The 25,267-nt window shown below is 63.0% G+C and carries 24 protein-coding genes; 9 read left to right on the top strand and 15 right to left on the bottom strand.

The window, feature by feature from the left end; translation table 11 throughout:
- The first annotated feature begins 16 nt into the window (after positions 1 to 16).
- Complete coding sequence (locus tag ACVMB1_RS12230) at positions 17 to 442, top strand: GNAT family N-acetyltransferase (RefSeq protein WP_057018546.1); 426 nt, start codon at positions 17 to 19, stop codon at positions 440 to 442.
- 45 nt (positions 443 to 487) lie between these two features.
- A complete protein-coding gene (gene xth / locus ACVMB1_RS12225; protein WP_076828641.1) occupies positions 488 to 1,285 on the top strand; it encodes an exodeoxyribonuclease III in 798 nt (265 codons plus the stop codon).
- Between the two features lie 21 nt (positions 1,286 to 1,306).
- Here xth and ACVMB1_RS12220 read toward each other — a convergent pair whose 3' ends face one another.
- From ACVMB1_RS12220 to ACVMB1_RS12210, 3 genes are all read right to left on the bottom strand, one after another.
- Complete coding sequence (locus tag ACVMB1_RS12220) at positions 1,307 to 2,143, bottom strand: tetratricopeptide repeat protein (protein ID WP_026192730.1); 837 nt, start codon at positions 2,141 to 2,143, stop codon at positions 1,307 to 1,309.
- Complete coding sequence (ilvD, locus tag ACVMB1_RS12215; protein WP_018271516.1) at positions 2,130 to 3,854, bottom strand: dihydroxy-acid dehydratase; 1,725 nt, start codon at positions 3,852 to 3,854, stop codon at positions 2,130 to 2,132. The genes ACVMB1_RS12220 and ilvD overlap by 14 nt, the downstream gene beginning before the upstream one ends.
- Positions 3,855 to 4,077: 223 nt before the next feature.
- Positions 4,078 to 5,730, bottom strand: coding sequence for a sensor domain-containing diguanylate cyclase (locus ACVMB1_RS12210; RefSeq protein WP_253623902.1), 1,653 nt, complete (start codon positions 5,728 to 5,730; stop codon positions 4,078 to 4,080).
- Positions 5,731 to 6,207: 477 nt separating this feature from the next.
- Between ACVMB1_RS12210 and ACVMB1_RS12205 the strand changes: the two genes are divergently transcribed.
- On the top strand, positions 6,208 to 6,390 hold the full coding sequence (locus ACVMB1_RS12205) for a hypothetical protein (RefSeq protein ID WP_016846867.1): 183 nt from the start codon (positions 6,208 to 6,210) through the stop codon (positions 6,388 to 6,390).
- A gap of 252 nt (positions 6,391 to 6,642) precedes the next feature.
- Here the strand turns inward: ACVMB1_RS12205 and ACVMB1_RS12200 are convergent, their stop codons facing one another.
- The 4 genes from ACVMB1_RS12200 to ACVMB1_RS12185 form a co-directional block, all read right to left on the bottom strand.
- On the bottom strand, positions 6,643 to 7,557 hold the full coding sequence (locus ACVMB1_RS12200; protein WP_076828643.1) for a hydroxymethylglutaryl-CoA lyase: 915 nt from the start codon (positions 7,555 to 7,557) through the stop codon (positions 6,643 to 6,645).
- Positions 7,554 to 9,563 (bottom strand): acetyl/propionyl/methylcrotonyl-CoA carboxylase subunit alpha, encoded by a 2,010-nt coding sequence (locus tag ACVMB1_RS12195; protein ID WP_076828731.1) that lies wholly within the window; start codon positions 9,561 to 9,563, stop codon positions 7,554 to 7,556. Before ACVMB1_RS12195 ends, ACVMB1_RS12200 begins: the two co-directional genes overlap by 4 nt.
- Before the next feature lie 14 nt (positions 9,564 to 9,577).
- Positions 9,578 to 11,182 (bottom strand): carboxyl transferase domain-containing protein, encoded by a 1,605-nt coding sequence (locus tag ACVMB1_RS12190; RefSeq protein WP_038386820.1) that lies wholly within the window; start codon positions 11,180 to 11,182, stop codon positions 9,578 to 9,580.
- A gap of 141 nt (positions 11,183 to 11,323) precedes the next feature.
- Entirely contained in the window at positions 11,324 to 12,496 is a 1,173-nt protein-coding gene (locus ACVMB1_RS12185) for an isovaleryl-CoA dehydrogenase (RefSeq protein ID WP_028332150.1), read from the bottom strand.
- Between the two features lie 192 nt (positions 12,497 to 12,688).
- Between ACVMB1_RS12185 and ACVMB1_RS12180 the strand changes: the two genes are divergently transcribed.
- Together ACVMB1_RS12180 and ACVMB1_RS12175 are read left to right on the top strand one after the other, a co-directional pair.
- Positions 12,689 to 13,342, top strand: coding sequence for a TetR/AcrR family transcriptional regulator (locus ACVMB1_RS12180; protein ID WP_076828648.1), 654 nt, complete (start codon positions 12,689 to 12,691; stop codon positions 13,340 to 13,342).
- Between the two features lie 2 nt (positions 13,343 to 13,344).
- The gene (locus ACVMB1_RS12175) at positions 13,345 to 13,839 is read left to right on the top strand and encodes an Lrp/AsnC family transcriptional regulator (RefSeq protein ID WP_057018554.1); all 495 of its coding nucleotides are present in this window, start codon (positions 13,345 to 13,347) and stop codon (positions 13,837 to 13,839) included.
- Between the two features lie 33 nt (positions 13,840 to 13,872).
- Here ACVMB1_RS12175 and ACVMB1_RS12170 read toward each other — a convergent pair whose 3' ends face one another.
- The gene (locus ACVMB1_RS12170) at positions 13,873 to 14,178 is read right to left on the bottom strand and encodes an ETC complex I subunit (RefSeq protein WP_016846428.1); all 306 of its coding nucleotides are present in this window, start codon (positions 14,176 to 14,178) and stop codon (positions 13,873 to 13,875) included.
- A 243-nt stretch (positions 14,179 to 14,421) separates the two neighbouring features.
- Here ACVMB1_RS12170 and ACVMB1_RS12165 point away from each other — a divergent pair, with 243 nt between their 5' ends.
- Positions 14,422 to 15,585, top strand: a complete 1,164-nt coding sequence (locus tag ACVMB1_RS12165; RefSeq protein ID WP_050384313.1) for an OpgC domain-containing protein — start codon at positions 14,422 to 14,424, stop codon at positions 15,583 to 15,585.
- 187 nt (positions 15,586 to 15,772) lie between these two features.
- Here the strand turns inward: ACVMB1_RS12165 and ACVMB1_RS12160 are convergent, their stop codons facing one another.
- Positions 15,773 to 17,590, bottom strand: coding sequence for a carbamoyltransferase family protein (locus tag ACVMB1_RS12160; protein ID WP_076828650.1), 1,818 nt, complete (start codon positions 17,588 to 17,590; stop codon positions 15,773 to 15,775).
- A gap of 366 nt (positions 17,591 to 17,956) precedes the next feature.
- Between ACVMB1_RS12160 and ACVMB1_RS12155 the strand changes: the two genes are divergently transcribed.
- Positions 17,957 to 18,238 carry a hypothetical protein gene (locus tag ACVMB1_RS12155; protein ID WP_076828733.1) on the top strand — a complete coding sequence of 94 codons (282 nt, stop codon included), beginning with the start codon at positions 17,957 to 17,959 and terminating at the stop codon, positions 18,236 to 18,238.
- A 339-nt stretch (positions 18,239 to 18,577) separates the two neighbouring features.
- On the opposite strand, the gene ACVMB1_RS12150 is transcribed toward ACVMB1_RS12155, so the two are convergent.
- Positions 18,578 to 19,354, bottom strand: a complete 777-nt coding sequence (locus tag ACVMB1_RS12150) for a cyclase family protein (protein ID WP_076828652.1) — start codon at positions 19,352 to 19,354, stop codon at positions 18,578 to 18,580.
- Between the two features lie 939 nt (positions 19,355 to 20,293).
- On the opposite strand from ACVMB1_RS12150, the gene ACVMB1_RS12145 reads away from it, so the two are divergent.
- Together ACVMB1_RS12145 and ACVMB1_RS12140 are read left to right on the top strand one after the other, a co-directional pair.
- Complete coding sequence (locus ACVMB1_RS12145; protein ID WP_456848624.1) at positions 20,294 to 22,087, top strand: DUF6538 domain-containing protein; 1,794 nt, start codon at positions 20,294 to 20,296, stop codon at positions 22,085 to 22,087.
- Between the two features lie 61 nt (positions 22,088 to 22,148).
- Positions 22,149 to 22,472 (top strand): hypothetical protein, encoded by a 324-nt coding sequence (locus tag ACVMB1_RS12140; protein WP_456848622.1) that lies wholly within the window; start codon positions 22,149 to 22,151, stop codon positions 22,470 to 22,472.
- Here the strand turns inward: ACVMB1_RS12140 and ACVMB1_RS12135 are convergent.
- The 5 genes from ACVMB1_RS12135 to ACVMB1_RS12115 all read right to left on the bottom strand — a co-directional run bounded on the left by ACVMB1_RS12135 (position 22,469) and on the right by ACVMB1_RS12115 (position 25,210).
- A complete protein-coding gene (locus ACVMB1_RS12135; protein WP_456848620.1) occupies positions 22,469 to 23,218 on the bottom strand; it encodes a DUF1829 domain-containing protein in 750 nt (249 codons plus the stop codon). The genes ACVMB1_RS12140 and ACVMB1_RS12135 overlap by 4 nt on opposite strands.
- On the bottom strand, positions 23,215 to 23,721 hold the full coding sequence (locus ACVMB1_RS12130; RefSeq protein WP_456848618.1) for a hypothetical protein: 507 nt from the start codon (positions 23,719 to 23,721) through the stop codon (positions 23,215 to 23,217). Before ACVMB1_RS12130 ends, ACVMB1_RS12135 begins: the two co-directional genes overlap by 4 nt.
- Positions 23,722 to 23,829: 108 nt before the next feature.
- A complete protein-coding gene (locus ACVMB1_RS12125; RefSeq protein ID WP_456848616.1) occupies positions 23,830 to 24,117 on the bottom strand; it encodes a hypothetical protein in 288 nt (95 codons plus the stop codon).
- Between the two features lie 125 nt (positions 24,118 to 24,242).
- Positions 24,243 to 24,434 (bottom strand): hypothetical protein, encoded by a 192-nt coding sequence (locus tag ACVMB1_RS12120; RefSeq protein ID WP_456848614.1) that lies wholly within the window; start codon positions 24,432 to 24,434, stop codon positions 24,243 to 24,245.
- A complete protein-coding gene (locus tag ACVMB1_RS12115; protein WP_456848612.1) occupies positions 24,431 to 25,210 on the bottom strand; it encodes a hypothetical protein in 780 nt (259 codons plus the stop codon). Before ACVMB1_RS12115 ends, ACVMB1_RS12120 begins: the two co-directional genes overlap by 4 nt.
- Between the last annotated feature and the right edge of the window lie 57 nt (positions 25,211 to 25,267).

The raw sequence follows: 25,267 nt of genomic DNA, 5'->3' as shown, positions 1-25,267 counted from the left end.
TTCGAATCGCGACCTTATGTCCACCTCCGTCCTTGTCTGCCCCTGGGAAGAAGCTCGCGAACGCTCCCGTGCCATCCGCTACAGCGTCTTCGTCGAGGAACAGCGGGTGCCGGTAGAATTGGAATGGGACGACATGGACGCATCGAGCTGGCATGCGCTGGCGTTCGCCGACGACGGTGCGCCCTTGGCCACGGGCCGGCTGTTGCCGGACGGTCATATCGGCCGCATGGCCGTGCTCAAAGCTGCGCGCGGCACAGGCGTAGGCGCCCGCGTGCTGGACGCGCTGATGGCCAAGGCGGCCGAACTCGGCTATCCGGAACTGATCCTCAACGCGCAGACGCACGCGGAGCCGTTCTACGCACGCGTCGGCTTCGAGCGCATCGGCGCGGAATTCGAGGAGGCCGGCATCCCGCACATCGAGATGCGGAAGCGCCTGGTCTAAGCGGGGCGGCGCTCGGTCACGTGCCCCCACAATGAAGGAAGTCCGATGGCAGTTCGCATCGCTACGTGGAACGTCAACTCGGTCCGGCAACGGATCGAGCTTCTGGTCAGCTGGCTGAAGGAGTGCTCCCCCGACATCGTCTGTCTGCAGGAGATCAAATGCGTCGATGATGCGTTTCCCCGCCTCGAGGTCGAGGCGCTCGGGTACAATGTCGTCACCCACGGCCAGAAGACCTTCAACGGCGTCGCGCTGCTGTCGAAGCTGCCGTTCGACGAAACCAAATCGGGCCTCGCCGGTGACGACGAGGACGCACATGCCCGCTTCCTCGAGGGCGTCGTCACGCTGAAGCAGGGCGTGATCCGGGTCGCGTGCCTTTATCTGCCCAATGGCAACCCCGCCAATACCGACAAATATCCGTACAAGCTCAAGTGGATGTCGCGGCTTCTTGAGTATTCGAAGGAGCGGCTGAAGGCCGAGGAGCCGTTGATCCTGGCCGGCGATTTCAACGTCATCCCGGCCGCGCGCGACGTCTACAATCCCGCCGCCTGGGCCGATGACGCCCTGTTTCGGCCTCAGACCCGCGAGGCCTTCCAGTCGCTGCTCGGCCTCGGCCTGACCGACGCGCTGCGGGCGGTCAATGACGAGCCGGGCCAGTACACTTTCTGGGACTACCAGGCCGGCGCCTGGCAAAAGAACTGGGGCCTGCGCATCGACCACCTGTTGATGTCGGCACAAGCGAGCGACCGGCTGATCGACGTCGGCATCGACAGCTATGTGCGGGCTTGGGAGAAGCCGTCCGACCATGTCCCGGTCTGGGCCGATCTCGATTTCGAGATCGCCTGACCCCGCCGGCCGGCGGGAAGATCAATCCCGGCGGCCCTGCACCCAGTGCTCGAGCATCTGCAGCGCCATCGCGCGATCGTCCTCGGAGGCCTTGGCGATCGCCCGGTTGTAGCTTTCCTTGATCCAGGCCTCATCCGGCGTCGCGCTGTCGCGCGCCAGCGTCAGCCACATCAGGCCGCGGGCCCGCTGCGGCGGCAGGCGGTCGCCGTTGAACAGCATCTGGCCGAGCAGCGCCTGCGCCTGATGCTGGCCCTTCTGGGCGGCAAGCCCGAGCCAGCGCGCGCCGTAGCGGAAGTCGTCCCGCGAGGCGTCCGGCGTCTTCAGGTAGAGCCGGGCAAGGTCGTATTGGGCGTCGGCATTGCCGAAATAGGACGCGGCATAGGAGAACATCTCCCGCGCCCGCTCGGTGTCCGCCTTCACCTTGGAATTGGGAATGCCGCTCAGATAGTAGCGGCCGAGCGCGACGAAGGCGTTGGCCACGATCGAGGCCTGCGGTGCCGACGGCGAATCCTCGGCATGCGCATTGGCGATCCGGCTGAAATATTCGAAGGCGCGCATGTCGTCCTGGATGACGCCGTCGCCCTCGGCGTACATCTTGCCGAGCTTCCACTGCGCGACGGGGTGGCCGCCTTCGGCCTGGTACTGCAGCGTGCTGAACGACGAGGTCGGCGAGGTCGCCGCAGGCGCCACTGGAGTGGCGGCCCGTTTCAGCGCGCCGGCGGTCCCCGGCTGCGGGGAAACCACAGGAAGAACCGTATCTTGTGGGTTGACCGGTGCGCCGTCGAATCCGAATCCGGGGCCCGCCACCGGGATGGCCCCTAACGCAAACGCCAATATCGTACGCCTAAACGTCCGCATAACACTGTTTCTCGTACGCGCCACCCGGATGGGTGACTGCGCCATCCACCGCCGGCCCCACTTGCTCGGCGTACTTCCACAGCGCACCAGATGTATGGTTCGTCGCGCGAGGGGCCCATTTGGTCTTACGATTTGCGAGTTCGGCGTCGCTCAAATTTACGTTAAGGGTGCCGGCGACCGCATCGATCTCGATGATGTCGCCGTCTTGCAACAACCCGATCGGCCCGCCGACGGCCGCTTCAGGTCCAATATGTCCGATGCAGAAGCCACGGGTGGCGCCGGAGAACCGGCCATCGGTGATCAGGGCAATCTTGCCGCCCATCCCCTGCCCGGTCAGTGCCGCCGTGGTCGCCAGCATCTCCCGCATGCCGGGACCGCCCTTCGGCCCCTCATAGCGGATCACGATCACCTCGCCTTCCCTGTAGGTGCGCTTCTGCACCGCCTCGAAGGCGTCTTCCTCGCGGTCGAAGCACCGGGCCGGACCGGTAAACCTCAGGTTGGACATTCCCGCGACCTTCACGATCGCACCCTCCGGAGCGAGATTACCCTTTAGCCCGACAACGCCACCCGTCACGGTGATCGGATTGTCGGCGGGCCGCACCACATCCTGGTGCGGATTCCATTTCACGCTTTTGAGGTTTTCGGCGATCGTTCGGCCAGTGACGGTTAGGCAATTCCCGTGCAGGTGGCCATTGTCGAGCAGCGTCTTCATCAGCAGCGGAATGCCACCTACTTCAAACATGTCTTTGGCAACATAACGGCCGCCCGGCTTCAAATCCGCGACGTAAGGAGTCTTTTTGAAGATTTCGGCAACGTCGAACAAATTGAATTTAATGCCGCACTCATGGGCGATCGCCGGCAGGTGCAGCGCAGCATTGGTCGAACCACCTGAGGCTGCAACCACGGCCGCAGCATTTTCAAGGGCTTCGCGGGTGACGATGTCGCGGGGCCGGATGTTTTTCTCGATCAGCTCCATCACCTTCTCGCCGGCGGCGGCGCAGAAGGAGTCGCGGATCTCGTAGGGCGCCGGAGCCCCGGCGGAATACGGGAGCGCGAGGCCGATCGCCTCGGAGACGGTCGCCATGGTGTTGGCGGTGAACTGGGCGCCGCAGGCGCCGGCCGACGGGCACGCCACCCGCTCGATCTCGTCGAGGTCCTCGTCCGACATGGCGCCGACCGAGTGCTTGCCAACCGCCTCGAACATGTCCTGGACGGTGACCGGCTGGCCGCGGAAGTTGCCGGGCAGGATCGAGCCGCCATAGATGAAGATCGACGGAACGTTGAGGCGGACCATCGCCATCATCATGCCCGGCAGCGACTTGTCGCAGCCGGCGAGCCCGACCAGCGCGTCATAGGAGTGGCCGCGGACCGTCAGTTCGACCGAATCGGCGATGCATTCGCGCGACGGCAGCGACGAGCGCATGCCGTCATGGCCCATTGCGATGCCGTCGGTGACGGTGATGGTGCAGAACTCGCGCGGCGTGCCACCGGCCGAGGCCACGCCCTTCTTCACCGCCTGCGCCTGGCGCATCAGCGAGATGTTGCAGGGAGCGGCTTCATTCCAACATGAAGCAACGCCGACAAAGGGTTGATGAATCTGGGCTGTCGTCAGCCCCATCGCGTAGAGATAGGACCGGTGCGGAGCGCGTTCGGGCCCTTCCGTCACGTGACGGCTGGGCAGCCTGCCCTTGATGTTCGTCTTGGCGTCCATCGCGACCCTGTTCCCGGCGCTCTTTCCTCCATCAACGCCGGAACCCGAAAAAATGTCCCGCCGTCGGAGCGCTGGCTATTCAGCTACGTGAATATCCTTTCATGTCGGGGTGTGGCTAAAAAGCGGCGCGACTACGGACCGGGTGCTTTTAAGGTTAAATGTTCAGGCATCGTTGCAACATCGCAACAATCGTGGCCGCCGCGCAACCATGTATTATCAGTCCTTATAGGGACCTGACGGGGACCCGACCACCTGCAATTTGCCCGGCGGCCAGCTTCGGTGGCGACGGAGGTGACCAGCACTCCGTGCGATTCCTGCCGTGCTCCTTGGCCTGGTAGAGCGCCGCATCGGCAGCCTTCATTAGGGCATCGATCCCCGGCATGCTTGTGAGCGCCTCGGCAACGCCGATGCTCACCGTGAGTGATACCGGCCGATCATCCGCACCCACCGTCAGCGCTTCCGCCCTCTTGCGGATGCGTTCGGCGACGGTTCGGGCGCGCGACAATGTGGTCTCCGGCAGCAGGACGGCGAACTCCTCGCCTCCAACGCGGCCGACGACGTCGGACTTGCGCTTGCCCCGAATGCATATCCCGGCGACAGCCTTGATGGCCTCGTCACCGACCGCATGTCCGAAGCGGTCATTGATGCTCTTGAAGTGATCGATATCGACCATCAGCACGGATACCGAACGATAGTAGCGCTGGAACCGGCTCCACTCCGCATCCAGCGTCGTCAGGAAGTGCCTGCGGTTGAACAATCCGGTGAGCGGATCGGTGGTCGCGAGCACCTCCAGCTGCCGTGCGTTGCGTACGAGATCGGTCACGTCGACGAAGGTCAGCATGCGACCGCCGTTTGCCATCGTCGAGCAATGGATCCTGATATGGCGACCGTCCGGCGTCTGCACGTCGCGCTTGTGATCGCCTGCCTTGATCTCCGCAATCCGCTTCGCAGGAAAGGCCCTGATCTGCTCCGGGGTCGCGCCCGTCGGAGCGGCGCGGCGGTTGCGCGTGAGCAGCGTGATGTATGCCGGATGCCGCGCGACCTCCTCCTCGCTCACCTCCCAGAATTCCCGCATTCGCCGATTGAGGAAGATCGCATTGAGATCGCGGTCGAGCAGGACGACGCCGTCCTCCACAGTCTCGAGCGCGCCGGTCAGCACCTTCAGCTTGTCGGACGCGCGCACGATGTCGGTCACGGGCGTGTAGCTCACCATCCGGCCGCCGTCGGGCAGCGGCGTGCACTGACATCGAACCACGTCGCCATTGCTGCGCCTGAGATCGATCGGGCTCGGGTCCCCGACGTTCACGAGGCGGACGCGCTCGGCAACATAGGCTTCGAGTTGCGCGGCCGGCAGCTCGTAGGCCATCGTCTTGCAGCCGTGATGCATCAGGTCGGTGAAGCTGGGGTTGCGGTCGGCCACCTCGTCCGGAAGCCGCCACATGTTCCGAAACGCGCGGTTGATGAACTGGGCCTTCAGCTCCACGTCCAACAGCAGGATGCCGACGGGTATCTGATCGAGCGCCGCGCGCAGCGCCAGCATGTGCCCGCGCAGAATATCGCCGCTGCGCCGCTCCGGAATGGCGGCCGGCGCAGGAGCGGCAGGCGTGGGCGCCGCAGCGTTGGCCTGCTGCTCTTCAAAAGCCAGGCCGAGCTGGCGGTCCGATTGCCACAGCCGTTTGCATGGCTTCACCTGATTGCTGCCGACGAGCAACAGTTGAATGTGATCGGGAATGCCAACGACACTTTCGAGTTCCACGGTGGCGCCCGTCTCCGTGAGCTGGCGGACCGTGCAGTCGAAGGCCGACCGGCCGAAGTTGAAGACGATCTTTCCGGCCAGAAACGTTCGGCCGCGGGAAGCTGACACCTGTCCGGACATAGCGAGAATCCACCTGGAGCAATTGCGAGCCCCTCACCTCAGCACGTTTGAGTCACCAAGCCATGAACGCTTTCCGGAGGGTTTATCGGGAGCCGAGCCGATGACGCCGGCTGTGTGCGCCGCAAAACGGGTTCCATTCGGTGGAAAGGACTCGCTCGTAGGGTGGAGCGAAGCGATACCCATCATTCGCGCCGCGGATACTGAATTGATGGGCTTCGCTGCGCGCTACCGATCCGATTACGGCTCCGCCGCATCGTCCTCATATCCGAGCGCTTCGATTTGCCTCCGGAATTCCTCGAAACGCTCATGCGCTTCCGCCTTCGCTGTTCGAGCTACGGCGGACAAGTCGCTCCCATCAATCGGTCAAAGTCACTGCCGGGAAGAATTTAGTTCTACCCCATAATTATGCTGTGTTAGACACAGTCCGAGTAGTAGCGTCGCAACTCCCTCAGTAACAGTGTCAGGGAAACGCCCGCCATGTCTGCTCTCCAAGCAAAGCTGGAACGATTTGAGATCCTCGCCGACGAATGCGAGCTGATCGCTAGCAGGACGCTGGATGGGAGCAACCGCGAGCTATACCAGCGGCTGGGCGGGCACTATCGCGAGCTGGCGACCGATATGAGGGCCGTGATCGCGACGATCAATGCTCCTGCGGCGTAAGAAAAAGGGCCGCTCGAAACAACAAGCGGCCCAAGTCTAGGGAGGAAACGCCCTCAAGGAGGGCGGCGATAGCGCGAGGCGCTGTCGCACGCTACGCATATGGGTTGAGAGTCCAGCATCGGGAGCCCAGACTGCGCAAGCCAGAGGCGCGACTATGAGCCTTGAATCTGCGCTTCGCAGCGCATAACTCCCAACGCGACCGCCGACGATTGAGGCGGCTACGATCCCAAATCGCTCCAAGCATCCCACAATTTACGATTTGGCGAGCCGCGTGCGCTTCGCGTTGAGCGCGGACGCAACACGGCTGACCGGCGGACGGCCGAGCAAGCCGGCCATCTCGTTGGTCGCGGCCAGCAGTCTGTCCATATCGATCCCGGTCTTCACGCCCATGCCCTCGAGCATGTAGACGACGTCCTCGGTCGCAACGTTGCCGGTGGCGCCGGGGGCGTAGGGGCAGCCGCCGAGCCCCCCGGCGGCGGCATCGATGACGCGAACACCCTCTTCCATGCCGGCATAGAGATTGGCCAGCGCCTGGCCGTAGGTGTCGTGGAAGTGCATCGCAAGGTTGCCGACCGGCAACTCGGAACCGACCGCACGCAGCATCTGTTTGGCCTTCAGCGGCGTGCCGACGCCGATGGTGTCGCCAAGCGAGATCTCGTAGCAACCGAGATCCCACAGCGTCACCGCGAGGTCGGCGACCGCCTTCGGCTTGATCTCGCCGTCGAACGGACAGCCGAGCACACAGGAGATGTAGCCACGCACCTTGACGCCGTCGGCCTTGGCGCGCGCCAGCACCGGCTTGAAACGCTCGATCGATTCCGCGACCGAGCAATTGATATTGGCGCGCGAGAAGCCTTCGGAGGCCGCCGCGAACACCGAGACCACCGCGGCGCCGGCCGCGCGCGCGGCGTCATAGCCCTTCTCGTTCGGAACCAGCACGTGGAATTCGGCGCCCTTGATGTGGCTGACGCCGCGCAGCACCTGGTCAGAGCTCGCCATCTGCGGGATCGCCTTCGGCGACACGAAGGCGCCGACCTCGACGGTATTGAGCCCGGCCGCCACCAGCGCCTCGACGAAGGCGATGCGCGCCTCGACGCTGACCGGCGTCTTCTCGTTCTGCAGGCCGTCGCGCGGCCCCATCTCGACGAGCTGGATCTGATCGCTCATGATGCGGCCGCAGGTTCGACTTCGGCAAGCTCGACGCCCTCGCCGACGATGTCGCCGACCTTGCATTTGAGCTTCTTCAGCAGCCCGGCATAGGGCGCGCGCAGGGTCTGCTCCATCTTCATCACTTCCAGGGTGAGGATCGGGGCGCCCTTCTCCAGTGTCGCGCCCTCCTCGGCCAGCAGCGCCACCACCGTGCCCGGCAAGGGCGCCACGATCTTGTCCTCGCCGACCTGCTCCTCGCTCTCGCCGCCGAACGGATCGACCCAGTGCAGGTCGAAGCGGCCGTTGCGGGTGCGCAAGTAAAGCTCGTGGCCCTCGATGACCGAGGCTATACTCGACTTGAGGCCGTTGAGCGTCAGGTCGAAGCCGTCATCGCCGGCTGACGAGATGGCGAAGACGAGTTCGCGCCCGCCGACGGAGAGCGTCGACGGTCCGTTGCCATAGTGCAGCGTGATGGTCTGGGCAGGCTCATGGCCCTGCCGGAACGAAAACACCCGCTGACGGCGGCCGACCGGCATCCAGCCGAAGGCCTGCCAGGGCGAGTTGGCCTCGCGTCGCGCCGCCTTCTGTTCGTCGTTGACGATCGCGGCCACCGCCGCGCAAAGCTCGAACTCGCCGGCCGTGCCCGTGCTCGATGTCAGGTTCTTCAGCTCGCGCTCGATGAAGCCGGTGTCGATCGCATTGGCTCGCGTATCCTTGTGCGTCACCAGCGCCGACAGGAACGGGATATTGGTGACGATGCCGCGGACATCGGTCTCCTGCAGTCCGCGATTGAGCTTGTCGATCGCGCCCTCGCGCGTCGGCGCCCAGGCGATCACCTTGGCGAGCATCGCGTCGTAGTACGGCGAGACGTTATCGCCGCTGCGATAGCCGGCATCGATGCGCAGGCCGTCGCCTTCCTGTGGCGTGCGCCAGGTCTTGATGCGGCCGACCGAGGGCATGAAGTTCTTCTGCGGGTTTTCCGCGTAAACGCGCGCCTCGATGGCATGCCCGTTCAGCCTGATCTCGTCCTGCTTCAGCGGCAGCGCCTCGCCGAAAGCGACGCGGAGCTGCCATTCAACGAGATCGACGCCGGTGATCAGCTCGGTGACGGGATGCTCGACCTGCAGGCGGGTGTTCATCTCGATGAAGAACACGTCCTTGCCGTCGGAGACGAACTCGATGGTGCCGGCGCCGATATAGTTGACCGCGCCGGCGGCCTTGCGGGCGGCCTCGCAAACCGTCTCGCGTTGCGCGGCGTTCAGCGTCGGCGACGGCGCCTCCTCGATCACCTTCTGGTGGCGGCGCTGCAGCGTGCATTCGCGCTCCCACAGCGAGAGCAGATTGCCGTGGCTGTCGCCGATGATCTGCACCTCGATGTGGCGCGGGTTCTGCACGTATTTCTCGATCAGCATGCGGTCGTCGCCGAACGCCGCCTTGGCCTCGCGCTTGGCGCTGGTGATCGCGGCCGTGAGCTCAGCCGCCGAATTGACCACACGCATGCCGCGGCCGCCGCCGCCGGCGGACGCCTTCACCAGCACCGGGAAGCCGATCCGGTTGGCGGCCTCCGCCAGCGTCGCCTCGTCCTGGGCCTCGCCGTGATAGCCCGGCACCAAGGGCACGCCGGCCTTCTCCATCAGCGCCTTCGAGCCGGACTTCGAGCCCATCGCCGTCATCATCTCGGCGGTCGGACCGACGAACACCAAACCTGCTTCAAGACAGGCCTGCGCGAACTCGGCATTTTCAGACAGGAAGCCGTAGCCAGGATGCACCGCCTCGGCGCCGGTCTCCTTGGCGGCGGCGATGACGCGCTCGATGTTGAGATAGCTGTCGCGCGCCCGGGCAGGCCCGAGCAGCACGGCCTCGTCGGCGAGCGCGACATGCATCGCGTCGCGGTCGGCCTCGGAATAAACCGCGACGGAGCGCAGCCCCATGGCGCGCGCCGAGCGGATGACGCGGCAGGCGATCTCGCCGCGGTTGGCGATCAGAAGCGTGCGAAAACGCCGGGTGAGTTTTGAGCGGTCCATGATCAGATCCTGGGTCACATCCTGAACAGGCCGAATTTCGTCGGCTCGATCGGCGCATTCGCCGCCGCCGAGAGGCCGAGCCCGAGCACGAGGCGCGTATCGGCGGGATCGATCACGCCGTCATCCCACAGCCGCGCCGTGGCGTAATAGGGATTGCCCTGCTTCTCGTATTGCGCGCGGATCGGCTCGCGGAACTTGTCTTCCTCTTCCGCCGACCAGCTCTCGCCCTTGGCCTCGATGCCGTCGCGCCGCACCTGGCTCAGCACCATCGAGGCCTGCTCGCCGCCCATCACCGAGATGCGCGCGTTCGGCCACAGCCAGAGGAAGCGCGGGCTGTAGGCGCGGCCGCACATGCCGTAATTGCCGGCGCCGTAGGAGCCGCCGATCACGACGGTGAATTTCGGCACCCCGGCGGTGGCGACCGCCGTCACCAGCTTGGCGCCGTCGCGCGCGATGCCGCCGGCCTCGTACTTCTTGCCGACCATGAAGCCGGTGATGTTCTGCAGGAACACCAGCGGAATGCCGCGCTGGCAGCACAGCTCGATGAAATGCGCGCCCTTCAGCGAGCTCTCGCTGAACAGGATGCCGTTGTTGGCGATGATGCCGACCGGATAGCCAAAAATATGGGCGAAGCCGCAGATCAGCGTGGTGCCGTAGAGCTTCTTGAACTCGTCGAATTCGGAGCCGTCGACGATCCGCGCGATGATGTCGTGCACGTCGAACGGTTTTCTGCCGTCGGCGGAGACCACGCCATAGATCTCCTCGGCCGGAAACAGCGGCTCCTGCGCAGGGCGCATGTTGAGCTGTGCCTTCACCGGCTGCTTCAGCGTGCCGACGATGCGGCGCGCGATCCCGATCGCGTGGGCATCGTTCTGGGCGTAGTGATCGGTCACGCCGGACTGCCGGGAGTGGACATCGGCGCCGCCGAGTTCTTCGGCGGTGACGACCTCGCCGGTCGCGGCCTTCACCAGCGGCGGACCACCAAGGAAGATCGTGCCCTGGTTGCGTACGATGATGCTCTCGTCGGACATCGCCGGCACATAGGCGCCGCCCGCGGTGCAGGAGCCCATCACGATCGCGATCTGCGGGATGCCCTGCGACGACATCTGGGCCTGGTTGTAGAAGATGCGGCCGAAATGCCGTTCGTCGGGAAAGATCTCGTCCTGCAGCGGCAGGAAGGCGCCGCCGGAATCCACCATGTAGACGCAGGGCAGATTGTTCTGCCGCGCGATGTCCTGGGCGCGCAGATGCTTCTTCACCGTCATCGGGTAATAGGTGCCGCCCTTGATGGTGGCGTCGTTGGCGACGATGATGCATTCGCGGCCCGCGATGCGCCCGACGCCGGTGATCACGCTGGCCGAATGCACGTCACCGCCATAGAGCCCGTTGGCGGCGAGCGGCGACAGCTCGAGAAATGCGGTGCCGGGGTCGACCAGGAGATCGACGCGATCGCGCGCCAGCATCTTGCCGCGCGAGGTGTGCCGCTTGCGCGAGGTCTCGCCGCCGCCGCCGGCCACCTGGTTGAGCTTGCCGCGGAGCTCCGCGACCAGGCCGCGCATCACCTCGGCGTTGCGGGCAAATTCAGAAGATGTGGGATCGATCGTCGAATGAAGCGGCATCGGTGTTTGCACGTTTCGTTGGAGTATCGGTGGGGTTCAAGGTCAATCATCGTGCCGGGGTGAGCACAACTGCCACCACTGGTGCGGTGACAGCCCCTCACCCCGCCCCTCTCCCCGCAAGCGCGGGCGAGGGAGAAGACATCAGGCTGTCTTGGCGAACAGTTCGCGGCCGATCAGCATGCGGCGGATCTCGCTGGTGCCGGCGCCGATCTCGTAGAGCTTTGCGTCGCGCAGCAAGCGGCCGGTGGGATAATCGTTGATGTAGCCGTTGCCGCCGAGCAGCTGGATCGCATCCAGCGCGCATTGGGTGGCCTTCTCCGCGGCATAGAGGATGGCGCCGGCGGCGTCCTCGCGCGTGGTCTCGCCGCGATCGCAGGCCTTCGCCACCGCGTAAACATAGGCGCGCGAGGCGTTCATCGTGGTGTACATGTCGGCGACCTTGCCCTGCACCAGCTGGAACGAGCCGATCGGCTCGCCGAACTGCTTACGCTCGTGCACGTAGGGCAGCACGACGTCCATGCAGGCCTGCATGATGCCGATCGGCCCGGCCGCCAGCACCGCGCGCTCATAGTCGAGACCACTCATCAGCACGTTGACGCCGCGGCCGACCTCGGAGAGCACGTTCTCCTCCGGCACCTCGCAATCCTCGAACACCAGTTCGCAGGTGTCGGAGCCGCGCATGCCGAGCTTGTCAAGCTTCTGCGCGGTGGAAAATCCCTTCATGCCCTTTTCGATAATGAACGCGGTGATGCCGCGCGGGCCGGCGTTCGGATCGGTCTTGGCGTAGACCACCAGCGTATCGGCGACCGGGCCGTTGGTGATCCACATCTTGTTGCCATTGAGGACGAAGCGGTCGCCCTTCTTGTCGGCGCGCGTCTTCATCGAGACCACGTCCGAGCCCGCCTGCGGCTCCGACATCGCGAGCGAGCCGACATGCTCGCCCGAGATCAGCTTCGGCAGGTATTTGCGCTTCTGTGCCTCGTTGCCGTTGCGGCGGATCTGGTTGACGCAGAGGTTGGAATGCGCGCCGTAGGACAGGCCGACCGAGGCCGACGCCCGCGAGATCTCCTCGACCGCGATGCAGTGCTCGAGATAGCCGAGGCCCGAGCCGCCATACTCCTCCTCGACGGTGATGCCGTGCAGGCCGAGCGCGCCGATCCTGGGCCAGAGGTCGCGCGGAAACTGGTTGCTGCGGTCGATCTCGGCGGCGCGCGGCGCGATCTCGTTGGTCGAGAAATCATGCACCGTCTCGCGGATCGCATCTGCGGTCTCGCCAAGGTCGAAATTGAAGATTGCCGCCTGGTTCGAGGCCATGATCCCTCCCGTGAGATTCATCTTGCAATTAAACGATCATACGTTTTTTTCTTGGCTTCGCAAGCAATCGTGCTATGGTTTGTGCGCGAAATCCGCAGTTCATTGAATTCACTGGGATTTCATGCGATATACATACGGTCGTTCGCTTGTTTCCTGGTCCTCCCTGGCAAGCCAACACCCTCCGAGGCCCCGATGGCACGCACGATCGGCTCACACGGCCCCACCACGCTGGAGGCGATCCGCAAGGCCGGCGTGCGCCTGATCTTCGAGCACGGCTACGAGGCCATGAGCCTGCGCCAGCTCGCCGCCGAGGTCGGCATCCAGGCGGGCTCACTCTACAACCATATCTCAACCAAGCAGGACCTGCTGTTCGATCTGGTGCAGGACCATATCAACGATTTGCTGCGCGAGCTTGACCTTGCGCTCGAGGGCAAGGCCGATCCGGGCGAGAAGCTGCGCGCCTTTGTCGCGTTCCACGTCACCTATCACATGACCCGCAAGCGCGAGGTCTTCATCGCCAATTCCGAGCTGCGCAGCCTCGATGCGAAGAACTACGACGCGGTGGTGGCGCTGCGCGGCGCCTATGAGCAGCGGCTGGCGCAGATCCTCACCGACGGGGTGGCGGACGGCGCGTTCGAGGTGGTCGACATCCAGGTCGCGACCTTCGCGATCCTGGCGCTGCTCACCGGGCTGTGCACCTGGTACCGCCCCGGCGGCCGGCTGACCCGCGACGCCATCATCGCGGCGCATGAGAAGCTGGTGCTGTCGGGCGTGGCGCCGCGGGCTGCGATCGGCCAGGCGAGCCACGGCAGCGACAGCCGGCGCGCCGCCGTGGCGGGCTCGTGACCGTGACCGAGCGCCCACAGCTCGATGACATCGATCTGCGGATCCTGTCCGAGTTGCAGCGGGACGGCCGGATCAGGATCAACGAGCTCGCCGAGCGGGTCGGCATCACTGCCCCGCCTTGCCTGCGCCGGGTTCGCGCCCTGCGCAGCCGCGGCGTGATCCAGGCGATCCGCGCCACGCTGGACGAGCGGCTGCTCGGCTATGAGGTGACGACCTTCGTGCTGATCCAGCTCGACAGCCAGACCCTGAGCGCGATCGAGGCGTTCGAGGCTGATGTGGCGGCCGTGCCGCGCTTCCTGCAATGCTGGCGGATCTCGGGCGATGCCGACTTCATGCTCCGATGCGTCGCGCCCAGCGTCGACGAGATGCGCCAGCAGCTGCTGCAATTCGCCGGCCTGCCCAATGTGCGTAAGATCAGAAGCTTTCCGGTGCTCGGCGTCTCCAAGGACGCGCCGCTGCCGATCCCGGGCGCCCTCGCCGCGCCCGCGGCGAGCTGATCGGGCGCTAGTCTGGACTTAGTGGGTCCAACCTTAGTGGGTCCAAGGCTCCCAGCGGCGGAACGCGAAATTGTCGGCATAGGCGATCTGGCGGTGCGCCGAATCCTTCGGCTCGATCACCTGGTAGGCGATGCCCTTGCGCTCGCAATAGGCGACCGCCTCTTCCTTGGTCTCGAACTGCAGCGTCAGCTGCTGCTTCATGTCGGTGGACGAGGTCCAGCCCATCAAAGGCTCCACGGAGCGCGGCTGCTCCGGCTCGTAGTCCAGTTGCCACTCTTTGGTCTTGGCACGTCCCGATTGCATCGCGTTTTTGGCGGGCTTAAAAATGCGTGCGGTCATGGATGGTCGGCCCCGTGGGATGTGCGACATGGAAGCGATTTGAAGGAAACCGCCGGGATAGTATAGAGACACCTATCAACGATCTGATCGGTGATTCCTCGATCTCGGAGGCAGCCTTCGCCGGACCGGTATAGTCATTCTACCGCGCTGTGACAATCTGGCCTCGGGAGGCTTCCCTTAGCAGTCCCCCGGGCCCGCGGCGCGATCTTCTCGACAAGCATCACCTCGAGGAAACGGCGCGCCATGGAAATCCACGCTACCCTGCCCGAAAAAGGACGTGACCTCCGGCTCGACCTGTTCCGCGGGGTCGCGAACTGGGCGATCTACCTCGATCACATCCCCGACAACGTCGTGAACTGGATCACGACGCGGAATTACGGCTTCAGCGACGCCGCGGACCTGTTCGTCTTCATCTCCGGCTACACCGCCTCCTTCGTCTATGCCCGCATGATGCTGGAGCGCGGCTTCATCGTCGGCGCCACCCGGCTGACCAAGCGGGTCTGGCAGCTCTATGTCGCCCACATCATCCTGTTCGTGATCTACATCGCCTCGATCAGCTATCTGGCGCTGCGCTTCGGCGATTCCGAGATCATCAACGAGTTCAACGTCGCCGGCCTCGTCGACAACGCCACCGAGACGCTGCGCCAGGGCCTGTTCCTGAAATTCAAGCCGGTCAATCTCGACGTGCTGCCGCTCTATATCGTGCTGATGGGCCTGTTCCCCCCGGTGCTGTGGTTCATGCTGCGGCGGCCGAACTGGACCATGGCGGCCTCGCTCGTGCTGTGGCTGGTGTCGCGCCACCAGGGCTGGAACCTGCCGGCCTACCCGGCCGGCAGCTGGTACTTCAATCCGTTCGCCTGGCAGGTGCTGTTCGTGTTCGGCTCATGGTGCGCGATGGGCGGCGCCCGCAACAACATGCGCATCATCAACTCGCGCTACACGCTGTGGTTTTGCATCGCCTATATGATCTTCGCGCTGATCATGACGATGGCCGGGCGCTTCCCGGACTTCGGCGCCATGTTCCCGGACTGGCTCTATTCGGCCTTCAACCCGAACGACAAGACCAACCTCGCGCCGTATCGCTTCCTGCACTTCGTGGTGATCACGGTGCTGGTGATCCGCTTCATCCCGAAGGACTGGGCGGCGCTGGAGTGGAAGGTGTTCGATCCCCTGATCGTCTGCGGCCAGCAGTCGCTGGCGGTGTTCTGCGTCGGCGTGTTCCTGTCCTTTGTCGGACATTTCGAGCTCTCGATGAGCTCGGGCTCGCTGTTCGCGCAGATCTTCGTCAGCATCTCCGGCATCGCGATCATGACGATCGTGGCCTATTACATCTCGTGGTCGAAGCGGCAGGACAAGCCGGTCAAGCCGCCGGCGGCAAAACCCACGGCGCCGGCGAAGGCGGCGTAAGTCCCTTATTTTTGAGCAAGGCCGCGCAAACGCTTCGCGTTTGTCGCGGGGAAAACCGCTTCGCACTTTTCCGGGCCATGCTCTAGAGCATTTTCGGTTCTGATTGAATCAGAACCGAAGCTCTAGATTCTTGTTTTGACGCGTTTTCTTCACGCGAACCGGTGCCCACTTCGCTCGAAAACGCTCTCTAGCCGCCGCGACTGGTATCCTGCGTCGTCGAGGAGACGATGGTGGCGACGTCGCCGAACGTCGTCATCACGGGCGTGACGACCTTGTGCATGGCGGTCTTCGACACCAGCGTGTCATGCATCACGAGGTTGTCGATCCCGGTGGTGAGGAAGCAACTCACCGCGTCCTGCGGCGTCTCGATGATCGGCTCGCCCTTGACGTTGAACGAGGTGTTGATCAGGACCGGCACGCCGGTCAGCGCCTCGAACTCCTTCAGCAGGCGATAGAGCATCGGGTTGGTCTCTTCCCGCACGCTCTGCACCCGCGCCGAACCGTCGACATGCACGATCGCCGGGATCTTGTCGCGCCATTCCGGCCGCACCGGCTTTGCGATCAGCATGTAGGGCGAGTCCTCCTCGCCTTCGAAGATCTCCTTCATGCGCTCGGCCAGCACGATCGGCGCGAACGGCCGGAAGGCCTGGCGGTGCTTGACCCGGCTGTTGAGGATATCCTTCATCTCGGCCCTGCGCGGATCGGCGATCAGGCTGCGGTTGCCGAGCGCGCGCGGACCGAACTCGGAACGGTCCTGAAACCAGCCGATCACGCGCTGGTCGGCGAGCAGCTTTGCGGTGTCGCGGCAGATATTGTCGCTGCGCTTCGCGTCGACCTGGATGCGCACCAGGAAGCTTTGCAGCGCGGCGGCCACCTCGGCGTCGCTGTAGCGCCGCCCGACATAGGCGTGGTCCATCACGAACGAGCGGCGCTGCTTGAGCACCTCGAGCCAGCCGTAATAAGCGCAACCAATCGCGATGCCGTCGTCGCCGGCGGCGGGCTGGATCCAGATGTTTTCGAAACCCGACTCGCGCGCGATGCGCCCGTTGGCCACGCAGTTCAGCGCGACGCCGCCGGCGATGCAGAGATTTTTCGCCCCCGTGGTCTCGCGCAGCCAGCGCGCCCGCGCCAGCAGCACGTTCTCGGTATCGTCCTGCACCCGCCAGGCGATGTCCTCCCAGTGCCGCATCGTCGGGCTCTTGTCCCAGCTGCCGCTGTCGAGCACGAAGGGCTGCTGGTTCTCGGCGCCCCAGAACGGCACGTGCAGCTTGCCGTCCTTCATCTCGAGCAGATGGCCGACCTGCTCATGGCGGCCATAGGGCGCCAGCCCCATCAACTCGCCGCACTTGTTCCAGTCGCCGAACACATAGGTCGAGACCCGGCTGTACAGCGCCCCCAGTCCCGGCATGTTGTAGAACTCGTCCGACAACAGCCCCCGCGCCGGCTCCATCCAGACCTTCTTCAGGCATTCGAGCCTGGCGTCGTCGAACCTGTAGTAGCTCTCGGACTCGCGGGCCAGCGGCGACGCCTCATCTTCGGAGCAGGACTCCATCGCGTCGGCCCGATAATTGCCGACGCCGTCGACGATCATCACGACGCCGTCCTTGAATGGGGACACCGCGAACGCGCTGTAGGCATGCGCGAGGTGGTGCGAGATCGACACCACCTTGTCGGATTTGGAACGAAACAGCGGGTGCTTGATTGCCTCGTTGCGTTCGGCGATCGGCAAGAAGCCCGGCATATCCTGGTGGAGCATCCGCTCCTCCATCTCGGGCACCGGCAGGATGTAGCTGTTGCGCACCACGAGATCGACGTCGTCGAGGGTGATGCCCTCGGCCGACAGGCAGTAGTCGACGACTTCCTTGTAGAAGCCGGAGGCGTGCTTCTCGCGGGTGATGCGCTCCTTGGAGATCGCGTAGGCGATCGCGCCGTCACGCAGCAGGCAGGCGCTGACGTCATGGTCGTAGACGTTGAGACCAAGGACGTAAGTGTGTTGTTTCGGCATGGGCACTCTTTGGAAGGATACAGCAACGCTCAGAGAACAGGATCGTGTCGACTTCAAGTTCTCGCCGGCATTTTCCGAGGTTCTCAAACCTCTGCTTCTGCGATGCACAAATCAAATCGGCGCAACGCAAGATGAACAGAATGAACGGCGGATGAACGACAAGATGAGCGCAGCAACGACAGCATCCTCTGCAGGCGGGACTGTAACTTGACCTTACCTGTTGGTCTCAATAGAGTCGTTAAAGCTCGCAAGAACCTTAGTGAAAATATTGTCTTAGCATGCACGAACCGAATGCCGGTGTCGCGCGTCTAAGCGAGACAGCCAGCATCAGTTCAGATGTTTGGAAGTGGACTGGAGATCTTCAGAATGACTAAACGCTACAATATCCTGACTCGTTGCCTGGCAGCAGTCGCTTTGTTGTTCGTCTATGTCGCAAGCACCTCCGCCATCCTGGTCGGCGCCACTACGTCGTCTGCGCAAGCGCAATGGCGCGGACGCGGCGGCTGGGGCTATCGCGGCGGCGGCTGGGGTCGCGGCCGCGGATGGGGTTATGGTCGCGGCTATGGATACGGACGCGGCTATGGCTACTACGGTGGTGGGCCCCGTTGCTGGTGGACCCCGCGTGGCGTTCGCGTTTGCCGGTGGTAACAACCGCCCGGTCGACACAAGCGATATTAAAGACATGAAATCAGGTGCGTCGTTCCCGACGCACCTGATTTGCTTTTTGGGGTTGGTTCACCTGCCGGGCTTGGCTCAGCTGCGGCACGCAAGAAAGAGCCCCGGAGACGCCGGGGCTCTAGTCACGGGAGAGAACGCTTCCGAAATCGGGACGCGAGGACGAGCCGGCGGCCCGATCACCCAATGCATCTACTGCGTGCATTAAAGCAGATTCGGCTGCCTCAGGCTGTAGCCGTGCCGCAACAACCCGCCGTAATGCACAGCCTGTCCACCGGTTCCCGAAGCTGGCCGATCACAACCCCGGCGCGCCTAGCCGTCGAGGATGGCGACCGCCCTCGTCCAGCCCGCCGACGCGCGCTCGATCTTCACCGGGAAGCACGACACCATGAATCCGGTCGACGGCAGCTGCTCGAGATTGTGCAGCTTCTCGATGTGGCAGTAACCGATGTGCCGCCCGGCCTTGTGGCCTTCCCAGATCAGGCTGGCGTCCCTGGTCTCGGCGTATCTCTTCGCGGTGAAGACGAACGGCGCGTCCCAGCTCCAGCCGTCGATGCCGGTCAGCCGCACGCCGCGCTCGAGCAGATACATCGTCGCCTCGTAGCCCATGCCGCAGCCCGAATTGACGTAGTCGGGCTGGCCATATTTCGCGCCCGCGCTGGTGTTGACGACGACGATCTCGAGCGGCGACAGCGTGTGGCCGATGCGCTTCAGCTCGGCTTCGACATCCTTGGCGGTCGCGACATAACCGTCAGGCAGATGGCGGAAGTCGAGCTTCACGCCCGGCTGGAAGCACCACTCCAGCGGCACCTCGTCGATGGTCCAGGATCGCTCGCCGCGGTTCATGGACGGATGGAAATGCCAGGGCGCATCGAGATGCGTGCCGTTGTGGGTGGAGAGCGAGACCTGCTCGACGGCCCAGCCCTGTCCGTCGGGCAGGTCCTCCGCCTTCAGTCCATCGAAGAACTGCAGCATGCGCGGCAGCCCCTGCTGGTGATCGATATACTGGATGGTCGGATGGTTGCCGGGCGGATCGGCCGGAACGTCGTTCTGCAGGGGAACGGAGATATCGATCAGTCTGCGCGCCATGGTGCTTTTCTCGCGGATTGGTCTTGTCGGGCCGAACTACCCTGCCAGCGCGCGCGCGTTATCGGCAAGCCACATCCGCTCGAGATCGCGCAGCTCACGATGTCGTGGCTTGGACTGCGGCAAGGCGGCGCAACGTTGAACCTATCCCCCGCCGGCACGACCCATTGGCACTGGGGATTTCAGGGCCCAGTATTTCGACGGCGCCGTCTGGACGAGCATATTCCGTCCAGGCGGCGTTGTTGCCTCAGGCGAGACAATCTCGGCCGAAGCTTGGTTACCCGTACCGGAACGCTGTTCACGCACAGAGAGCCACAGAAACAATACGTGTGCTCATTTCGCGCGGATTGCTGGTGGTGTTGCCACGCCGATACAGAGATACCCCCGCAACGATGCTAACCAACCTGCATCTGAACCAAGACGGGGTTGCGTCGTGTCGGGATTTGATCACTGGAACGGTGCAAATAGAGCCTACTCGTCCGCCGAAGCGCCACATCTGCGCGATGAGCAGCAGCAGTTCGACCGCTATCACAAATTCGACGACCCCATCTCGCGACCGCCGGAGGGTGGCTCAAGAACCGTGATCCTCGATCGCTACAACCCGCCGGCTCGTTGATCTGGTCAGCGCCCGGGCGGCTGAAGTTGCGAGCAGTGGAGCGCGGGGGCTTCGGTCCCGCGCTTGCTATTTCAGGGTGCCAACTGACCGCGATTTGTGGACCAGGTCAGGCGCGAGTGCCGAGCACGCGCCGACCATAAACATCGCGTCCGCCTCATCTACCGACGGAGCGTCTCTGTTAAGTCTTTGATTGGGATGGTCGGGGCAGCTGGATTGGTTCTGCCCCGACGAAAATCTCAGCAAAATCAATAAATGCTTGAATCACAAAGGCTTATTGGCTACCGCTAGCCCCGACAACTGTTACGACTCGATGTTGCGAGGGGGCAATGGCGCTAGCGTCAAACATTCAGCGGCGGGGCGGTTCCGCCGTCTATTACGTGCGGCTCGCGGTCCCGAAAAAGCTTCAGGCCATCGTCGGCAAGAAAGAGATTTGGAAGTCCACTGGTGTCCGCGATCCGAAGTCGGCGCGCGTCGCTGCACTGCCTATTCTGGCGAAGTATCGGGCGCAGTTTGAAGCGCTCTCCCAGCGCCAAGAGCCGACGCCGGGCGACCTACAGGCGGCGATCTGGCGCCACTATGAAACCCTGCTGACCGACGACCAGCGCCAGCGCGCAGCTATGCCTACGGCCGCGATGGTGCAGGACGCGACGGACAAACTCGCCGACGATATCGCGACCGGCGCGGTCGAGTGGTCCGACGATCCGCTTGTCCGGTTGAACGCCGCCTCCGACGTCATCGCAATGAAGGGTGTCGCGGCCTTCCTCCGCGAGGGACGCGCCGCCAAGCTGGCCGCGCTCCGCGAACATCTGGGGACGGGTGAAACCGCGCTGATCGAAGGAGCGGCGGATGACGTGATTCGGCGGGACCGGCTGCTGATCGAGAGGGGATCACCCAAATACCGGGAGCTATGCCAGTTGCTGCAGCGTGCCGAGATTCAGGCGCTGGAGCGCGCGGCCGAGCGCGACGCTGGGAACTGGACTGGTGTGCCGGCTGATCCTGATGTCGCGCCGGCTGATCCGACCTTGGGGAAGCAAAAGGCCGCTGCCGGCGAAGGCCTGTGGGAGCTTTACGACCGTTTCGAGAGCGAGAAAAAGGCTTCCGTGAGCCTCGATACGTGGACCCAGAACCGGGTCATCGTCGGGCTGTTCTTTGAGTTCATCGGCGAGACTTCGCACGTGTCGGCGATCACCAGGAAGGCCGTCCGCGACTGGAAACATGCCCTCGCCTCCTGGCCGGTGAAGGCCCTCAAGATCAAAGAATTCGAGGGCATGACCTTCCGCAAGATCATCGAGGCGAACAAGACGGTCGGCAAACCGTCGATCAGCGAGAACACAACGAACCGCTACCTCTCCGCGATTGCTGGATTCTGCGAGTGGCTGCTCGTGAATGACTTCCTCGGACAGGACGTCATCCGAGGCATGTTCCTGTCGATCGACAAGAAAAAGCAAAAGGTGTTCCCTTACACTGACGACCAGCTGCGCGTGATCTTCACGTCCCCACTGATGACGCGGTGCGCCGGTGACGACCAGGAACACAAGGCCGGGAATGTCGAGATCAGGGACTGGCGCTACTGGTTACCGTGGATCGCCGCCTATACTGGCGCGCGGCTTGGAGAGCTCGCGCAACTGTTGACGGCGGACGTTCGCCAGATACACGGCGTCTGGTGCATTCACGTCACGCGCGAGGGATCGCGGCTCAAATCGACTAAAACGGGCGGCTCACAGCGCGTGATCCCGATCCATAGCCAGTTGATCAAGCTGGGGCTGCTCGACTACCACGCCAGGATGGTTGCGCGCGGAGAGCAACAGCTATTCCCCGAATTGCAGCCGGACACGCGCGGATTCTTCTCGCGCACGCCGTCGCGGTTCTTTGCGGGCTACTTCAAGCGGATCGGCGTCAAGAGCGACAAGAGCCAGAACTTCCATTCATTCCGGCATGGTGCCGCCGATGCATTCCGGCGCGCCGGCTTCCTGGATGAGCAGTTCGGGCCACTGCTCGGTCATACCAAGAGCACCACGACAGGGCGCTATGGCGTCATGCCAGTGGGGCCGTTGCGGGATCGAGTGAAGATGATCGAAGCTATACGATACTCGCTGATGGAAGCGCGCCCCTCGTCATAATTTGGCTGCACTACGCTCGAAGTTCAACTATAAGCTTCGCGCATCAAACGGAGAAGGCAGCATGATCGGCGCACCCGACTACGCATCTGAGTTCTATATCATCGAGCGCACCGTGGAATTGGTCGCAAACAAGAATACATATCGCATCGAGGTAATAAAGTCCGTCGCCGGAGCCGAGCATTACAGCACAAGGGTCTATCAAAGAGAGGATTACGTGCTGCAGCCGGCATACCCCTGGTCATCGGCAAACGGGTATGAGCGGAAACCAGAGACTGTCGAGATGTGGAAATCGATCGATGTGGGTTGGACCCAGAGAGATACGGCTGATGGCGCCCTAAATCAGGCCCTGGGCTTCCTTGGCGAGCGCTTCAGAAAAGTGGACTAGTTCTCCAACTTTTCCGCGAAATCCGCCCAGTGAGAATACGCAATGGGCGGGGCGGCGATGGTGAGAAGAGCCAGATCAGACGACCTCCAGTCCTGGGTATCGTCATAGATAATCGCCTGCTGAACATCGGCTCGCTTGGCCCTCTTGAGGTCCAAGTGAGACACTAAGGCAGCATTAACCGACGACGAATCCGGAACGACCGCATCCATAACGATCATGGTCCCGGAAGGACGTCGAATCAGAAAATCAAACTTGTGGACCTTCGTGCTCGCTCCGGGCATATGCCCTCCCGCCTTGAACGCGTCGCGGAACTGCACCTGGAGCTTGTCTCCGATCTCTTTTCTAAAATCGGAGTGTCGTTCCGGCTTGAAGTTTCGGAGCAGTATCTCGGAACATCGCACAGACGTTTCTGCAATGAGACTGATGGCCGCCGTGAGCTCGGAGCGCCTTACAGGCGAAGTGTATATGGCTCCGGACTTATCGACCCTCAAATTGCCCTGGCCGCGCAGTAGCACCTGCAAAAGCTTATGAGCAGCGACTTTGTGCCCTCCGGCACCATGCAAAGTTTCGACTGCTCCGGCTCCATCCGAAACGACAAAGACGTCATTCCCGCCCTCGATGGTCACATAGACGACGGCATTCGAGGGATAGGTGGACAAAGTCGGCACAAACACGCGTGATCCGACTAGCTGTGGCTTGAACCAAGCTTCTAGCTCTTCGGTGACGACTGAGAGCACGTTACTCATAGCAACAAGTCTTTGTTTGGCAGAGCCGGAAGAGGCCGAGAACCAAGATTGATATTGGCGATCCCACACAGCCAGCGGAACGAATTCTCAAAGCCCTTCACCTGAGGCGGCAGTAGCACTGCGAACTCAAGTTCCTTCGGAGGCTCCGACTTGCATAGCATCCGGTTGTGCTCCCAAAGATGCACGTGGGGTCCAACGATCCAACCATGCACGATCCCGGCCGGTAGACCAATTCCTTTCACACTGTGGTTAAGGTGACGTTCTAGTTCTCCGTGGTCGATTCTCGTCACTGCCGCGCCGTATACGAGCAAGATCGTGAATTTCGGCGTCTCATAACGAGGGTATGCATCGACTATGAGATTGAGAGGCGTCACCTCGCCCTTGACCGCGAGGGGTGCAAGCCAACGCATCTGTCCATCGTAGTCGGTGCTAACCCACTGGGGGATGCCGACGATCGATTTCTCGGTCGCCATCAGCGCATCAATAGTTTCGCGCAGTTCCATTCCGACTCAACAGCGGGTTGCACTGGCGTCAGATTAGACGGCGCTCCAGATGGAACAAGCTGTTAACTCGATCCATCCAAGAGAACATAATAGGAACGATCGGTCAGATCAAGGTGTCAGTCGATCTTCCAGGTCGGCGAGCGCAACATGTGCCCATATGCACGATGGCCATACGCCGCCGTGCACACCGAGCGCGACCTTCACCTGGTCGTCGGTCATCTCGCCGGACCAGGGGCACCCTTCGAGGTCAGCGAGTCGTTCGGCCAGTCCCGGGCGATCGGCGAGCAGCGGTCCCATGGCGAGGTGGATCAGATCGACGTCGCCTTGGCCTGCGACTGAGCGCACACGATCGACGACGGCGGTGTAGAGAACGGTCGGATAGAACTCTTCAGGCATTGGTGGTCCCATTGGTGTGATGCAATTCGCCATGCATCAGCGATCTGGGAACCATAGACAAGCCCACCAATTTCGGGAATAACGAATTGTCAGCGATCACTGACTCGGGGTGCGAGTCAGAACAGTCACTTGGCCGGCTCAACTTTATTTTGATCAGTGGTCACTGACATAGCGTCGTCCGGCGCGCAATCGCCATTCGCCATCGCTTCGACCGTTTCAATGACGCGGCGGCGTGCAGCACGGTCCCGGATCGAGCGGAAGGCTCGGAGCAGCCGGAATGCATCCGCTGCGTCTTTGCTCAGTCGTTCCTTCGTCAAGCTCGCCCTCGCATGATCCGCCTGATCTCGGTGTAGACCGACCTAGCTTCCCGTCCTAACGGTTGAGTTAGCGTAAAGGTCCGAGGGCCGATGATCTTGGCGACCTTCCGCTGGTTGCGCATGCAGTAGGTCGCCCAGCCGTCATCACAGGGGACGGGACCTACCCAAATCTGAAACTGCCTATGCTTCTGCCACGGCCCCCATGCCTTCCACATGATCTGCCTCAATGCCGGGTGTTCATCAAGGTAGGCACCGAACGCGCCCTGAATGTGCAGCCGCCCTTCCGGGGTGATGTCGATCGCGAACCAGTAAGGCAACCGAATGCCAGCCTTGGATAGCTCTCGATCGAACGGGCGTTTCAGCGAGTCCAGGAAGCCTGCAGGATCGCCTAAGGCCTTGGCGTGCGCCTCGTCAGTCAGATTGAACCGGAACGGATGGGCGGGCTTCTCCGCGATTTGGAGCGCCGCCGTCGCTGCTACCGCTTTGACGGTGTCACCTACCAGGGACCACACAGGGACGTGCTGGTTGTCGTTTAGGGGTGTGGGTGAAGGGACGGTTGAGGGGGTGTTGGGTGTGGCAAGTGAAGTGGTCCCAACAGCCGACGATGCGAGAGGATCGAAAGACCGCATCTTTTCAATGGTTTTGCGGTCTTTCGACGACGAGCGCCGGACACGTTGTGGAACGTTTTTCGACCGCTTTTTCTGGCGGTTGTCCTGCAGAATGGCAGTCGGTTGGCTATAATCATCCTGTTCGGACTTATTCGTCAGCAACGTCAAGTTCGGCTCCTGCTAGAGGCCAACCGCTTTCTCCGGGCGGTTGGCCTTTCTTCAATG

The organism is Bradyrhizobium sp. USDA 4504 (genome assembly GCF_054063995.1).
Note: the sequence above shows the minus strand (reverse complement) of the source record. Positions and strands in the feature narration are given on the sequence as shown.

Bases quoted from the DNA above. Each gene is read 5' to 3' on its own strand.
- ACVMB1_RS12230 (WP_057018546.1), top strand. From the start codon at position 17: ATGTCCACCTCCGTCCTTGTCTGCCCCTGGGAAGAAGCTCGCGAACGC.
- xth (WP_076828641.1), top strand. From the start codon at position 488: ATGGCAGTTCGCATCGCTACGTGGAACGTCAACTCGGTCCGGCAACGG.
- ACVMB1_RS12220 (WP_026192730.1), bottom strand. From the start codon at position 2,143: ATGCGGACGTTTAGGCGTACGATATTGGCGTTTGCGTTAGGGGCCATC.
- ilvD (WP_018271516.1), bottom strand. From the start codon at position 3,854: ATGGACGCCAAGACGAACATCAAGGGCAGGCTGCCCAGCCGTCACGTG.
- ACVMB1_RS12210 (WP_253623902.1), bottom strand. From the start codon at position 5,730: ATGTCCGGACAGGTGTCAGCTTCCCGCGGCCGAACGTTTCTGGCCGGA.
- ACVMB1_RS12205 (WP_016846867.1), top strand. From the start codon at position 6,208: ATGTCTGCTCTCCAAGCAAAGCTGGAACGATTTGAGATCCTCGCCGAC.
- ACVMB1_RS12200 (WP_076828643.1), bottom strand. From the start codon at position 7,557: ATGAGCGATCAGATCCAGCTCGTCGAGATGGGGCCGCGCGACGGCCTG.
- ACVMB1_RS12195 (WP_076828731.1), bottom strand. From the start codon at position 9,563: ATGGACCGCTCAAAACTCACCCGGCGTTTTCGCACGCTTCTGATCGCC.
- ACVMB1_RS12190 (WP_038386820.1), bottom strand. From the start codon at position 11,182: ATGCCGCTTCATTCGACGATCGATCCCACATCTTCTGAATTTGCCCGC.
- ACVMB1_RS12185 (WP_028332150.1), bottom strand. From the start codon at position 12,496: ATGGCCTCGAACCAGGCGGCAATCTTCAATTTCGACCTTGGCGAGACC.
- ACVMB1_RS12180 (WP_076828648.1), top strand. From the start codon at position 12,689: ATGGCACGCACGATCGGCTCACACGGCCCCACCACGCTGGAGGCGATC.
- ACVMB1_RS12170 (WP_016846428.1), bottom strand. From the start codon at position 14,178: ATGACCGCACGCATTTTTAAGCCCGCCAAAAACGCGATGCAATCGGGA.
- ACVMB1_RS12165 (WP_050384313.1), top strand. From the start codon at position 14,422: ATGGAAATCCACGCTACCCTGCCCGAAAAAGGACGTGACCTCCGGCTC.
- ACVMB1_RS12160 (WP_076828650.1), bottom strand. From the start codon at position 17,590: ATGCCGAAACAACACACTTACGTCCTTGGTCTCAACGTCTACGACCAT.
- ACVMB1_RS12155 (WP_076828733.1), top strand. From the start codon at position 17,957: ATGACTAAACGCTACAATATCCTGACTCGTTGCCTGGCAGCAGTCGCT.
- ACVMB1_RS12150 (WP_076828652.1), bottom strand. From the start codon at position 19,354: ATGGCGCGCAGACTGATCGATATCTCCGTTCCCCTGCAGAACGACGTT.
- ACVMB1_RS12145 (WP_456848624.1), top strand. From the start codon at position 20,294: ATGGCGCTAGCGTCAAACATTCAGCGGCGGGGCGGTTCCGCCGTCTAT.
- ACVMB1_RS12140 (WP_456848622.1), top strand. From the start codon at position 22,149: ATGATCGGCGCACCCGACTACGCATCTGAGTTCTATATCATCGAGCGC.
- ACVMB1_RS12135 (WP_456848620.1), bottom strand. From the start codon at position 23,218: ATGAGTAACGTGCTCTCAGTCGTCACCGAAGAGCTAGAAGCTTGGTTC.
- ACVMB1_RS12130 (WP_456848618.1), bottom strand. From the start codon at position 23,721: ATGGAACTGCGCGAAACTATTGATGCGCTGATGGCGACCGAGAAATCG.
- ACVMB1_RS12125 (WP_456848616.1), bottom strand. From the start codon at position 24,117: ATGCCTGAAGAGTTCTATCCGACCGTTCTCTACACCGCCGTCGTCGAT.